Consider the following 13135-nt stretch of genomic DNA (forward strand, 5'->3'; position numbering starts at 1 on the left):
TATCATTGCCAACATTTTTAAGCCTATTGTCAGGCTTTTTTTAATACAAAAATGGCATGAAGTGAACACGTTTAAGAGAGTGAAGCAGGAACATCGTCAATAGGATCGGTACGATCAACTACAGGCTGCAAACCATTTCCGCTTAAAAAGCTAAAAATGATAAGGAGCAGGAACAGAGTAAGAATCAGTTTTTTCATATAGATACCTCCAAAATGTGTTTTGGACAATATGCTTAATACTTAATAATGTTAACTTTAGAAATATTAGATGGTTCTGTCAACATTTTTTTTGCAGAAGGCATGAAAAGGATATTTGATAAGTTATTATAGTAATAGGAATTTTGAAAGCAGAACGGGAGATAAAAACGTGGATTACATTCAAAATATTAAACGTATCCGCCGAAAATTAGGACTAACGCAACAGGAACTTGCCGGACCGGGTCTAAGCAGAAGCATGATCAGCTTGGTTGAAAGCGGGAAGACTGTTCCCTCACTGAAGACCTTGCAGTTAATCGCGGATAAACTGGGCGTACCGGTGAGAAGTCTGATGGATGATGATACGAATAAAAGACACGATGTGGAAATAGCGGTCAGCGATCAAATGATCCTAAAACGTATTTCTGTTTGTCAAGCCCTCATTAAAGCAAATAAACTGAATGAAGCCGAAAAACTTATATCTGAAATGGCTAAACTTGTAGAAAACAATATATTTGCCCAGGGCCTTTTATTAAAAGAGCAAGGCAACATTGCATCTAAACGAAAGGAATATACACAAGCCATTAAGGCTTTTGAAGAGGCTTTGTTATATATTACGCCCGATCATATAAAAGAATTGATGGAAATATATGGACAATTGGCCGAAGCCTATCGAATAACCAGAAACTATGTTATGGCTATCGAAAAGGCATTATATGGCAACATTTTAGCAAATGCCAGACAGGTCTCAGTTGATTCACTGGATCAATTAAGGGTGTACTATAATCTGAGCTATTGTTACTTCAAACAAAAGGAATTTTGCAGAGCTCTTGAGGTCATTCACAAAGCTCTGCAAGTGATGAAAGAAACGAGCGTCAGTTACCTTGAGGGTAATTTTTATATTCTTAAGGGATCGTCGGAGTCTTCCCTGGGTGACCATCTGGCAGCACTGGAGTCGGATCAGACCGCATTATCGCTTTTTCAGACGAAAAAAGATGAGGTAAATCGCCGGCGCATCATGCAATGTTTAGTGAACGTGGGTATCGATTATCGACATCTGAAAAAATATAACCAGTCTTACACGGTTCTATTGAGAAGCTATAATATGATGGAAGAGGGCTGGTCCCAAACTTACCTGAAAAATGTGATTTATGAACTCTCTCTGACTCTGGTTCCTCTTGAAAAATATGATGAGGCACTGGACTGGATTGGAAAGGGGCTAGATATCCCGGCTGATGGAACGTCTATGGATGGAAAGCTGACCTATGTCATGGCTTTAATTTATTTTCGTCAAAATGATTTGCAAGTGGCCGAGCGTTCCATTGACAGAGCCAATGGATGGTTAAAAGCTGACACCTGCTGGGATGGAAAATGCATGAAGCTTAAAGGAATGATTCTGTTTAGGCGAGGGCAAATTATAGAAGCCTATAAAATCGCGGATGAAGCATTGAATGCTCAACTGAATGAGAAGAACAAGTTATATGTGAAAGAATGAAATCTTCGGTTTATGAAACTGTAATTATGAACTCATATCAGTTAAAGAAAGTTTTACAAAAATCCAGTGAAAGTAGTGTCACAGGTAAGAAATTGCTAATTATAATAAATAATGTTAACTCTAAGCGTCGAATAGTGTCGAAATATATGTTTGAAAATTTCTGATAAAAGATTTATACTAACTATATTAACAATTCCCAAAAGGGAAAATACTAAATACAAGGAAGCGGTAATATGATGGCAGTTAAGAGGAGATTGTATGTTGCTGTACTTGCTGTAGTGATAGTCTTGTCTGTGGGGTCACTGAGTGCGTTGGCGAATAATTATACCGACACTGATTTTAGTTTTGGATTTCCACCCAATAGTACAACAAATCAATATACGGCAGCCCGCGCAAAAACAGATGCTTCTTCGGCTTATATGAAATTACAATCACTCAGTGGGTCTGATTCAAATCCATCATATACTGCTTCAGTAGTTCGTTATAATTATACTAATTTTTCAAGAACCTGGTACTATTCTTTCAATCGTTCAAATATCAACCAGGGAAGGTATCTCTCTAATTATGCATTTGAAGACGACGGTAAAGTTGATGTTCGGATAAAAGCAAGAGCGGGTTCTGTACATGGATTTGGTGCATACGGGGTTTGGAGTCCGGATTCAATTTAAAAAAATATAATGGATTATTATGTAAATCCAATTAATCGGGAGGGTCTCTCCTTGTTCCTTTAACCATGACAAGACAGGAACCTAGAGAGTACCTTTTGTTTATCAACATGGAAGACACGTGTGTACATTCACAAAAATAAGTATATGACCCACCATTTTAATTGATTAAGCATGTGGTATGATAAATTTAGGTAAGGAAGAAATGATTTTGGAGGGGGAATCCTTGAAAAAATGGCTTCCGGTCGCATTAATTACTATTCTCGTTCTTGTTTTGGCGGGCATTAAGATTTATTCAACGTATCCCGAAGCGGTAGCTGCCTTGATACCATACAATAAAGAAACAAGCAGTAACGTCAGCATAGAAAAGGCTGCGGAGAAGGGAGCGGAAACGAAAACATACGCGCACAGGGATCCTTTTAAAGAGAAAACATTCCCCTTCCATACGGAAAGTGAGAAGCAGCTCGCAAAAAAATATCCTGAACATTTTAACATTGTAAAGAAGATGTTTTATTCCTGGGACTATATTCATAACGCACAAGGGAAATATAGTTTGGGAGATTCTAAGGGTTACATGATAAAAATCGAATTTTATGTAGATTTCGACAAGCATAAAAATCGTGCCATTGAAAAACAGTACGAAAACAGGAAAATTGTCGAAACTACCGATCTCTTATTCAATCGGGATACAGCCGTACTTAAGAGGCTTGGGCAAAAAATATATACAGAGGATACCCCTGAAAGAAACGCAAGGGGTAATATCAGCCAATTCGAGATCCATTATATTGGCATGTTTAACCAAATGGTCACAAACAGTGAACAGTTTGATATTTTATTAAATAATTATCCAAATTGGAACTTTGAAGAAGAGACCCAGTTTGGCATGCCCGTGTACAAAATCAAAGGCACGATTCCTAGTAATAAATCTGAGATGCTTCACGGACCGTTTACAATGGTAGTATCAAAGGATACGGGGGCTTTGCTTGATCTTAAATGTTATGGACAAGAAAATCGTGTAATCTTCTTTGTAACCAGTGAAGGGATACAGATTAATAATGGTGTTGATTCCACGGCTTTTCGCTTGGACGTATCTGGGTACAAACAAGTTTCCTTTAAGGAATATATTGAACGAAGTGTAAATAGCGCAGGCACTCCCAAGTCAGGCGGGGTAGATACACGATAAGATAGGAGGGAATTTGTACAAATAATAATCTATTTTATGGTTGGCTACCTGCTCCAAATAATGTCAATGAAATTATGGAGGGGGAATCCTTGAAAAAATGGCTTCCGGTCCCATTAATTACTATTCTCGTTCTTGTTTTGGCGGGCATTAAGATTTATTCAACGTATCCCGAAGCGGTAGCTGCCTTGATACCATACAATAAAGAAACAAGCAGTAACGTCAGCATAGAAAAGAATGCGAAAAAGGGATCTGAAGCAAAAATTTACAAGCACAGAGATATTGCAAAAGAGAAAACATTCCCTTTTCATACGGAAAGTGAGAAGCAGCTCGCAAAAAAATATCCTGAACAATTCAACATAGTAAATAAGATGTACTACTCTTGGGACTATATTCATAACGCACAAGGGAAATATAGCTGGGGCTATCCCAAAAGAGAAATGTCACAGGCAGAATTTTATGTAGATTTTGATCACCACAAAAACCGTGTCACCAATAAACAGTACGAGAACGGGAAAGTTGTAGAAACCACTGATGTCTTATTCAATCGGGATATTGCAATCAGTCAGCGGCTTGAACAGAAAATATATCGGAAAGATACTCCAAAGGACCCTAATTATACTAATAAAGAACAGTTCGAGAGGGATCATATTGGTTTGTATAATCAATGGGTCACTAGTAGTGAATGGTTTTCTCTGCTATTTAATAACTATACAAACTGGGATTACCAGGAAGGCACCCAGCTTGGTATGCCCGTATACAAGATGAAAGGCACGATTCCCAGTACTATATCGGAGAGCTTACAGGGTCGGTTTACAATGGTAGTATCCAAAGATACTGGTACTCTTATTGATCTGAAATGTTATGGACAGGAAGACCGTGTAATCTTCTTCGTGACTTGTGAAGAGATTCAGATTAATAAAGGGATTGATCCTCGGGTTTTTAATCTGGATGTGTCTGGGCACAAACAGGTCTCTGGTAGAGAATTTGGCGAGCGGAGTGTGAATAATACTACTGGGACGAAATCTGGTGGTGTTGATACACGATGATGTCGATAAGATATTTACCAGTAAGGATGACTTTACTGGCTTTTACATATTTTCTGGCTATTGATTTATCCAGCATTGCGATGGCACCCAAATGGGCGGAGGACTCGCTCTTTGACTACGTGGCAAATGTGCAATGGGGGGGCAGTATGGGCGTTGATGCGTTGCTTTTAGGGGTCCTTCCGTTGCTTGCTCTTGTTTTGCCCCGGCTCATGGATCGATTCGAAAATCACCTCGTGGTGGTCAGGATTCAGGATAAGGGTAAAGTATTTGATCAACTGATCGCTCTATCCGTTTACATGGCTGCTCTCTTAACCTTGGTCATGGCAGCAACCGGTATCGTAGTTTCATTGCTAGCGACAGGCCGTATGTCTAATCTTTGGGGATCACATGTTGGAACACTTTATTTTCTGCTTGAAAATAAAACCTATTTTCCTATATATGTACCTCATGTGACCAGTATAAAAATATGGATCTATTTACTGAGTTCAAGATTTGTAGTCATTTTATTTATGGCAGTGTTCATCCTTTTCTTGAAAATCGTGCTTAAAAAAAACATCTTTGTCTTTTTTCTGTCGCTGTTCCTCTTCGCGGGCGATGGCCTGATCTCTGAACGATTTCCGCTGCTGCTCGAGAGGGTACGTATTACGATGGACACGTGGGTGTCGCCAACCGATCAATGGTTTCAGGTGATTTATTTTATTTTGGGGATAACAATCTTCTACTTCTTAAGCATCAGGTTTTATAAAAACAAAGAATTTTATCACTAAACAGGTTGAAGGCGGTGAACAGAATGCTTCGAATGGAAATACAGCGGGTGACCCATAGACCGGTTTTCTGGTTCCTGATCCTTATAGGGGCCGTTCTGGCGATATGGCCGGTCATTCAGGAGTGGCCGCAAATATCAAGCAGTGAAGATTATGCCTTTTACCCGGGCAGCCCTTATGTGATTTGGATGTATTTTGTCGGCGACACGCGTAATATTTATATTCTGATTTTTCCATTACTCGCTTCCCTGGCTTATGCAGATGCCTATGCGGAAGATTTTAACACAGGGTTCATTAAGAATATTGTGACCAAGATGAATAAAAGAAAATATTTGTTTGTTCGTTATCTGGTGAATTACTGTGTTGGGGGCTTCGTGGCCGTTTTTCCACTGATTTTCAATTTTTTAGGTGAGATGACAGCTTTTCCATTAATTGAAAATAATTACTATTTCGGAATGAATCTCGTTACAGATCTTTCATTTTTCCCGCAACTCTATTATCAGCATCCAATTCTATATTTGCTCGTGCGTCTCCTGCTGCTCTTCCTTCTGGGTGGTGTTCTGGCTTCGATTGGGCTCGCCTTTTCTACAGCTGTGAAAAATCGATATATTGCCCTGGTATTCCCCTTCCTGGTTTTTATGGGATTTGATTTATTTACATATTCCTTTTTAGGAAAATATTCCATCTCAGGGCTTTTTCTTGAAAATGGTCAGGCGAATTGGGGAATACCCATTTATTTAATTGTTGGAAGTATTGGTACCTTTTTCTGGTACTTTTTTGCGGGTGATAAGCATGAAACTATCTAGGTCGTTACATGTTTCAATCAGTTCTCTGATTTCCTTGAGGCATGTATGGTTGCCGGGGAGTATCTATAGTCTGTTTATCCTGATCTGTTTACTGATTCTATCAGCACATTCACCGGGATATCGAGGGATCTTTGACCTGATCGCTGATCTGGACGGTATGCATGGCAGTACGAATCAATTGATGTTTATTTCCGTTGGAATCCCCATGACTGTGCTCACGATCACACAACTGATGAAATTCAAAGACCGTGGCCCCTTTGCAACCAGATTAGAAACACGATTTCAAATATTTCATATTTATGCAATCACTGCGGTCGTCCTTTCCTTTGTCTTTACTGTTTTAATCTTGATGGTTTCCTGGGTGGCAGGGGGATTGATGGTTGGATTTGACAATACCTGGTTAAATGCGAAAGGGATGATCAGCCAGACGACACATGATCAGAACCGTTTTTTCAGTATTTTACCCCAACTAACTACATACAAGGTGCTTGGCACGCTGTTTGTAACCAAATTTCTGGGGTTTTTGATGATCGCTTTTCTTACCCTTTTTTTAAAAAACTGGTTCAAAAATGATGGGATAGTTTTGATTGTTCTTGTGGCACTTGCCGGTGTGGATCAACTTAGTCTTGTGCCGATCCCAATTTTCACTTTGTCGGCAAATCTCTGGCTTGGAAATTGGCTAAACCCAATGACAACCTTTTTCCATTGTGCTTATTTGTTGATTGTCTCTATCTTTCTATATGGGATAACAGGAATACTGTTTGAAAGAAGGGATTTTCTTTCATGACACAATCCACCATCAGGCTTTTCTGGCGCGATGTCACCTATAGCTTCTCTTATGGCAAATATAAGTACCTTATTTTCTTCGCTTTTATGGCCGTTCTGGCTTTAGCCGAAAGTATGCGGATCCGGTCGTTCGGGAGTAATGGCGCGGATACTTTCTTTTTACTGCTGCGGGATAATGGCTATATCAAGATTCTTTCTGATTATGAGATTCCCTATTACTGGGATTTCACGCAATTTTTCACCCTGTTTTTAACCGCGGATTACATATTTCATGATTTCCGGCAAAATCAACTGTACGTGCTGCTCAGATGCCGGTCGAAGCGAAGGTATATCCTGTCAAAAATCATGTGGATCATCTTTCAGAACCTATTGGTTTATCTATGTCTCTTAATGGTCATCGTGCTTGTATCCGGCTCTGTTTCCGGTAATTTCTCACTTAGTTCGTCTTCGTATTTTCATCAGTTTATTGGACCAATGATGGAATCGCAGGTACCGGAATGGGAGCTGTTGATGCGGCTCTTGATCGGTTTTATAATCACAAGTGTTGTTTTATCAAGCCTGATGCTGCTTCTGATTCATTGGCTGTCGCCAATCATTACTTTTTTCTCTGTTGTCGTCCTGTGTTCACTGTCAACATTTCTGGACAGCAGGTGGCTGCCTGCGATCCATTCGATGATTCTGAAAACGGATATCTTTAACATGGAGCACCAGCTGACACTCGGATTTTCTTTATTGTATTGTGCCGGAGTTTACGTACTCGTCAACACCGTAACTCTATTTATGTGTAAGCGGCGAGAAATAATATAGGGGGGCTGGCTATGACTGATAAAATCTATTTAAAAGCAGACCATTTATCAAAAAGGATTAAAAATGAAAGGGTGCTTAAGGATATCGATTTATCACTGGAACGCGGCTATATCTATGGCTTCAGAGGGAAGAACGGATCAGGTAAAACAATGTTATTCCGGGCGCTATGCGGCTTGATCCTGCCCACCGAAGGCACCGTCGAGGTCGGCGAAGTTGTTCTGGGAAAAGATGTCTCTTTCCCGCCAAGCGTGGGCGTATTAATCGAATATCCTGGGTTCTTAAATGGATATACTGGTTTCAAAAATTTAAAAATGCTGGCCGGGATTAAAGGACTGATCAGTGAGGAACAGATCAAAGCGTCGATTCGCCGAGTCGGTCTCGACCCGGAGGATAAGCGCAAGTACCGTAAATACTCACTAGGGATGAAACAACGTCTCGGCATTGCCCAGGCGATTATGGAAGACCCGGATTTAATCATTCTCGATGAACCAACCAACGCGCTGGATTCCGATGGCGTAGCACAGCTCAAAACCTTGCTGCTGGAATTGAAGGGGAAAAACAAATGCATCCTGATTGCCAGCCATGACAAGGAAGATCTGGATTATTTGTCCGATGAAATCTTCCTCATGGAGAATGGGGAGATTATCGGCCACGAGATGATGGAGGGGACTGAGCGATGAGTGTCAGAAAAATAGTTATTCTTACTGTTATATTTATCGCAGTCGCGGCGTGGTCGGTGCGTGTCTATCAGGTTAATGCGGGAGTTGCGAGAACCTATCAGGTGAAAACATACCAGACAGGCCGTGACATTCCGCTTAGAAACGCGGTATTGCACGTTAAAGGCGTGACATACGGCAAGATAACCAGGGAAAATGGTTTTCAATTTGTACCGGCAACAGTGACGATGGAGGTGCGTAACAGCTCAAACAAGGATATTTCTATTTCACGAATTGTTGAGACAAAACTTACTTATGGCATGGATTATTATCAGACCATGACCGGAACATTTAATAAAAGTGAGCTGCGCCGACTGTCTCCATCAAAATCGACAACCATTATTTTAAAATATCAAGTACGGCCGAACCGTAAGGGAGAGAAGGCTAAACTGTACTTTGCCCAGGACTTATACCCCCGGCTCGTTCTGGATCAATATAAGAAGGGGATCAGATATGGCATTGCCGTGCAGTTATGACAACGAATTGGACTGAAGATTCAATTGATCGGGACACCAACGCGCATGACCGGGACAAAGATCAGCCTCATCTGGAAATATTGGAATATTCCCGAACCGAGTGGAGTTTGTCTTTGCCACAACAAACGACCGATCATGTCTGTATATTATTGAATCCTTTTTTGAGCGAAGATGAAAAAAGCTGTCCGTACTATTTTCCCATTAAAACAGCGTAGTTCTCTAATATTTATAATGGAACCATTCCTTGTGAACCTCCCACGACTAAAGTCGCGGGCTTCTGACTTCTCAATCAAAAATTCCTGCGAACAATGAGCTTGCCAAACACGACTTATCGTTGGGTAGTGGCTCATTTCTTTGAGCAGGCGAACCCCGTCGTTCCGACGGTTCTTTGTATTAGATCCCAATAGGATTTTTAAGCCCTTCGTTTAGAATGTTGATCGCTGCGTTCACATCTCGGTCGTGGTGAGCTCCGCATTGCGGGCACGTCCATTCTCGGATGTAAAGAGCTTTCTTTCCATCCCGATGCCCACAGACAGAGCACATCTGGCTGGACGGAAAGAAACGGTCAATTTTTATCACTTCTTTTCCAAACCATTTAGCCTTATACGTGAGTTGACGCACAAATTCCGCCCAACTGACCTCACTGATGGCTTTGGCTAAACGATGGTTTTTTAGTAACCCGTTGACGTTGAGGTCTTCGATCACGAGCTGGTCGTGGTTTTTGACCAGCTTTGTGGACCATTGATGCAGAAAGTCCGTCTTGCGGTTACTGATTTTTTCTTTGAGTTTGGCAACCTTAATCTTTTGTTTCTGGTAATTCGCACAATCCATTAAGGTTAAATTCTTTTGTTTTAGCATTCGCTTTTTGGCTCCCTCATAGCGATGAGATAACTTTCGCTGCTCTCGGCGAAGCTTTTGTTCCATGGAACACCCAAACTTGGGATGGGTGATTTTTTCGCCGGTAGACAGCGTCATGAAGTCCAGTAAGCCCAGGTCAATGCCGACCACTTTGCCGGTTTTAGGAAGTTCTTTTACTTCCGTTTCTGCAACGAGCGAAATAAAATATTTTCCGCTTGGCACAACCCTGATGAAGGCAGATAAAAGGCGTCCTTCAACCTGCCGAGAGCGGGCGTAACGCACCCAACCCAGTTTGGGGAGTTTGATGCTTTGATCCGCAACCTCGATGTTCTTGTTGGTGAAACAGGTCTTATACGCCTGATTCGGATTCCTTTTACTCTTAAAGCGAGGATGCCTGGCTTGTTTTTTAAAGAACCGGTCATAAGCGTGGGAAAGGTTCTTTAAACTGTTCTGCAAGGCAAATTTATCCGGTTCTTTCAGCCAAGGCAACGCCACCTTAAGCTGCGTTAAAGCCTTACTGCAGGAGTTATAAGTTAAGCCCTTACCGGTTTGTTGATACGTCTTTTCCCAACAATCTAAAAAATGATTATAGACAAACCGGCTACATCCGATGGATTTATTGATCAGAACGGCTTGTTCGTCTGTAGGGAAAAGTCGAAACTTAAACGCCTTTTGAATGAGCATCGCCGTCCCTCCTTGTCTGTAAAAAGAGTATCTTTATTATAGCACAAATGTTCGCTTTTTACAAAAAAGAGCGTCCTACTCATGACTGAAGTCACGAGTGTGCGGACGCCAGTTATCAAATTCTATTATCATTTGTCCCTGACTCCAGCAAAAAGATTTAGTCCCTTTTTAGAAATATGTCTATATCATTAGACTCATCAAAAACTGTTTTGTCTACTTGCAGGATGCTATTCTCTTTAATTGTGAAAGATATTGTTTGGTTCGGTTTCATCGATTTGCTCAACGTACTGTTCTTGTTAAATGAAGGTAATATTTGAATGAGTGGATGAGTTTGCTCTTTATTTTTCCCCGAATTCAAATAGTGTAAAGTGTATTTACCGGCGGGGAATTGCTCACCTGCAATATAGAAACCTGAATGATGAATCATGTATTCGCCATTTTTGTTTTGAGACAGTTTATCGAAAGATGCGGGATATAAAGAAACGGACCCGGAGCCGGAAACAGTGACATGGTTGTTTTTATACAGTTCAATTCCTATTAATTGGTCTCCATCTGTCAACTTTCTTCCCATGAATTGAATTGTTCCATTTGCCTTAATATCGTAAAATGCAGCTTTTATTTTATCTCCTACCTTATAGTCTCCTGGATCAAGCTTCACCATTTTTCCTGAAGGTCGTGACAGAGGGTGACTCTCTTCCCATTTATTAATCAGATAGGGAACAAAAAGGTAACCTGCAGTGATTAAAAAAACGCAGGCAATGATCCAGAATACAAAGCGCTTTTCTTTAGTCACGTGTCAACACTCCGTTTTCCATCTTTAAAGTCTCGTCACACAAAGAAAGAAAATCTTCTTTATGATGGGTCGCGACAATAACGGTTGCACCGCGTTCTCTTTCTTCGGCAAGAATCTGATGAATTTTCTTGACGCCCTTTTCATCGACAGCATTTGTCGGTTCATCCAGTATAAGCAGCTGAGGTTTCTCAAAAATGGTCTGAGCAATATTCAATCTTTGCTTCATGCCAAGTGAAAACTTCCGTACTTTCAGATTGGAATCCGGATCAAGCCCTACTCTTTTGAGTGCAGCATGAATATCTTCATCAGTAGCGATCTTTTTAATTTTTGCCAGAATGGATAAATTTGTCTTCGCATCAAACTGAGGCAGGAGTTGCATTGTTTCAATAATGATTCCTGCACTGGGCGGAAAGGATATGTCCTTGTGTAACTGTTTCTGGTTGATGAGTACCTTTCCACTTGTTGGGATCATGAGTCCAGCGATTGTACGTAGTAATATGGTTTTCCCGGAACCGTTAATTCCAAAAAGCCCGTAAATCTTTGCTTCTTCAAAGTGGTAATTGATATCTTGCAGTACCTTTTTACCTTTTAAAGTTTTATTGACATGAATCAGATCAATCATCTTTTTAGCCCTCTAAATAATATCCATAACTTTAATTCGACGAATAGAGAAATATAAAATGCAAGATTCAATGAAAATTAAAATAATCATGCCGATCTCTGAAGGAACAAGGGCTTCACCAAATGTATTCAGTGTGGTCAGATTCGTTCTAAGCCCCATGCCATAATTGGGGATTCCTAAATAATTTAAAACGGACCATCCATGAAATGAATAATTAAAATAGGTCAGCAGGATTGTAAGAATAATATATAAATTAGTGATTAATTGAGCAACCTGACCGTTCACAAAAAGTTCAAGAAACATTTGCATAGAGAACAGAACGATGAGTGCCAAAATATAGAGAATGAGCTGTTGGAGTATTACAGGGCGAGCTAAGTCTGTTGCCCATCCCTGATTACTTATCCATGTACAGCAGACCTGTATAAGGACAAAAATTAAAACAAATAAATAGAGTCGTCCATAGAACCCGAGCATCCACCTGCTTTTGCTAAAATTTCGAATGATTTTAAGCTGACCATAACTTACTAAAGTTTCATGAACTTTTCCGCAAAAATAAAAGCTCATACCAACAATGGGTATATACCAATAGATTAATAGCTGGTACATGATACCGCTTTGCATGGAAACTGGTACACCCTCTAAGAAAAGAAACGGTGCATTTAATGGATCAAAACGATGACTGAGAAGAGATTGAATGATGATAAGTACCAGGACAAAAAGAAATGAACGTTCATTAATTCGCATGAGTAATAAAATCCCTTCTGCCTATTTGCCAGGAGCCAATCAGATAAATGAACATCAGCTCTGCTGATTGACGGATATAAACCGGAATCAGACTTGACAGCGTCCATTTATGCTGGAGCATTTTCTGAAATATAACTAAATCTTTTAATGGCCCCCATGTATCAGAAGGTCAAGTCTTTTTTTATGTGTAAATTATCTCAGCCAGGATAGGGTTGATTATCCTGGATAAATGGCTGTCACTTTACTGGAATTAGCCACTTTGGGCTGTTTCGCTTTCCAGTCAAAATAGTCATCCATTCTCAGGTAGCGCCGGCCGTTCGACCACTTTTCGTCCTGCTCCATGAGAACAGAACCCATGAGGCGGATGATTGACTCGCGGTTAGGAAAAATACGAATGACCTGCTCCCGACGGCGAAATTCTTCATTGAGGCGCTCCATACCGTTTGTCGTTCGCAGGCGGCGACGATACGGCTCCGGAAGTGAAAGGACTGCAGTG

Annotated in this window: 16 protein-coding genes and 1 pseudogene; 11 read left to right on the forward strand and 6 right to left on the reverse strand. The window is 40.6% G+C overall.

Going from position 1 to position 13135, the window contains the following annotated elements; genetic code table 11:
• Positions 1 to 71: 71 nt before the first annotated feature.
• On the reverse strand, positions 72 to 197 hold the full coding sequence (locus tag EWH91_RS14880) for a hypothetical protein (RefSeq protein WP_256359841.1): 126 nt from the start codon (positions 195 to 197) through the stop codon (positions 72 to 74).
• Between the two features lie 169 nt (positions 198 to 366).
• Here EWH91_RS14880 and EWH91_RS15045 point away from each other — a divergent pair.
• The 11 genes and pseudogenes from EWH91_RS15045 to EWH91_RS13060 form a co-directional block, all read left to right on the forward strand.
• Positions 367 to 528: pseudogene (locus tag EWH91_RS15045) on the forward strand (helix-turn-helix domain-containing protein); the annotation flags it as partial.
• Positions 529 to 546: 18 nt separating this feature from the next.
• Positions 547 to 1689 (forward strand): tetratricopeptide repeat protein, encoded by a 1143-nt coding sequence (locus EWH91_RS13015; RefSeq protein ID WP_240697369.1) that lies wholly within the window; start codon positions 547 to 549, stop codon positions 1687 to 1689.
• A gap of 233 nt (positions 1690 to 1922) precedes the next feature.
• On the forward strand, positions 1923 to 2357 hold the full coding sequence (locus tag EWH91_RS13020) for a hypothetical protein (RefSeq protein WP_129930521.1): 435 nt from the start codon (positions 1923 to 1925) through the stop codon (positions 2355 to 2357).
• A 223-nt stretch (positions 2358 to 2580) separates the two neighbouring features.
• Complete coding sequence (locus EWH91_RS13025; RefSeq protein WP_129930523.1) at positions 2581 to 3537, forward strand: hypothetical protein; 957 nt, start codon at positions 2581 to 2583, stop codon at positions 3535 to 3537.
• A gap of 89 nt (positions 3538 to 3626) precedes the next feature.
• Positions 3627 to 4583: a hypothetical protein gene (locus EWH91_RS13030; protein WP_129930525.1), complete on the forward strand. Its 957-nt coding sequence runs from the start codon at positions 3627 to 3629 to the stop codon at positions 4581 to 4583.
• Entirely contained in the window at positions 4580 to 5350 is a 771-nt protein-coding gene (locus tag EWH91_RS13035; protein ID WP_129930527.1) for a hypothetical protein, read from the forward strand. The genes EWH91_RS13030 and EWH91_RS13035 overlap by 4 nt, the downstream gene beginning before the upstream one ends.
• A 23-nt stretch (positions 5351 to 5373) precedes the next feature.
• Positions 5374 to 6153: a hypothetical protein gene (locus EWH91_RS13040; RefSeq protein ID WP_129930529.1), complete on the forward strand. Its 780-nt coding sequence runs from the start codon at positions 5374 to 5376 to the stop codon at positions 6151 to 6153.
• Positions 6154 to 6331: 178 nt separating this feature from the next.
• Entirely contained in the window at positions 6332 to 6940 is a 609-nt protein-coding gene (locus EWH91_RS13045) for a hypothetical protein (protein WP_129930531.1), read from the forward strand.
• Positions 6937 to 7746 carry a hypothetical protein gene (locus EWH91_RS13050; RefSeq protein ID WP_129930533.1) on the forward strand — a complete coding sequence of 270 codons (810 nt, stop codon included), beginning with the start codon at positions 6937 to 6939 and terminating at the stop codon, positions 7744 to 7746. Before EWH91_RS13045 ends, EWH91_RS13050 begins: the two co-directional genes overlap by 4 nt.
• An 11-nt stretch (positions 7747 to 7757) precedes the next feature.
• Positions 7758 to 8426 carry an ABC transporter ATP-binding protein gene (locus EWH91_RS13055; RefSeq protein ID WP_129930535.1) on the forward strand — a complete coding sequence of 223 codons (669 nt, stop codon included), beginning with the start codon at positions 7758 to 7760 and terminating at the stop codon, positions 8424 to 8426.
• On the forward strand, positions 8423 to 8938 hold the full coding sequence (locus EWH91_RS13060) for a hypothetical protein (RefSeq protein ID WP_129930537.1): 516 nt from the start codon (positions 8423 to 8425) through the stop codon (positions 8936 to 8938). The genes EWH91_RS13055 and EWH91_RS13060 overlap by 4 nt, the downstream gene beginning before the upstream one ends.
• A 393-nt stretch (positions 8939 to 9331) precedes the next feature.
• On the opposite strand, the gene tnpB is transcribed toward EWH91_RS13060, so the two are convergent.
• The 5 genes from tnpB to EWH91_RS13085 all read right to left on the reverse strand — a co-directional run.
• Complete coding sequence (tnpB, locus tag EWH91_RS13065) at positions 9332 to 10480, reverse strand: IS200/IS605 family element RNA-guided endonuclease TnpB (RefSeq protein WP_129930539.1); 1149 nt, start codon at positions 10478 to 10480, stop codon at positions 9332 to 9334.
• A 157-nt stretch (positions 10481 to 10637) separates the two neighbouring features.
• Entirely contained in the window at positions 10638 to 11273 is a 636-nt protein-coding gene (locus EWH91_RS13070; RefSeq protein ID WP_129930541.1) for a hypothetical protein, read from the reverse strand.
• Positions 11266 to 11895 carry an ATP-binding cassette domain-containing protein gene (locus tag EWH91_RS13075; protein WP_129930543.1) on the reverse strand — a complete coding sequence of 210 codons (630 nt, stop codon included), beginning with the start codon at positions 11893 to 11895 and terminating at the stop codon, positions 11266 to 11268. Before EWH91_RS13075 ends, EWH91_RS13070 begins: the two co-directional genes overlap by 8 nt.
• A gap of 12 nt (positions 11896 to 11907) precedes the next feature.
• Positions 11908 to 12639, reverse strand: coding sequence for a DUF2705 family protein (locus EWH91_RS13080; protein ID WP_129930545.1), 732 nt, complete (start codon positions 12637 to 12639; stop codon positions 11908 to 11910).
• Positions 12640 to 12855: 216 nt separating this feature from the next.
• Positions 12856 to 13135, reverse strand: a 280-nt coding sequence (locus tag EWH91_RS13085; RefSeq protein ID WP_206184333.1) for a transposase, incomplete at its 5' end; no start/stop codon positions are given.

Origin of the sequence: Sporolactobacillus sp. THM19-2 (assembly GCF_004153195.1) — a bacterium.
GTDB lineage: Bacteria > Bacillota > Bacilli > Bacillales > Sporolactobacillaceae > Sporolactobacillus.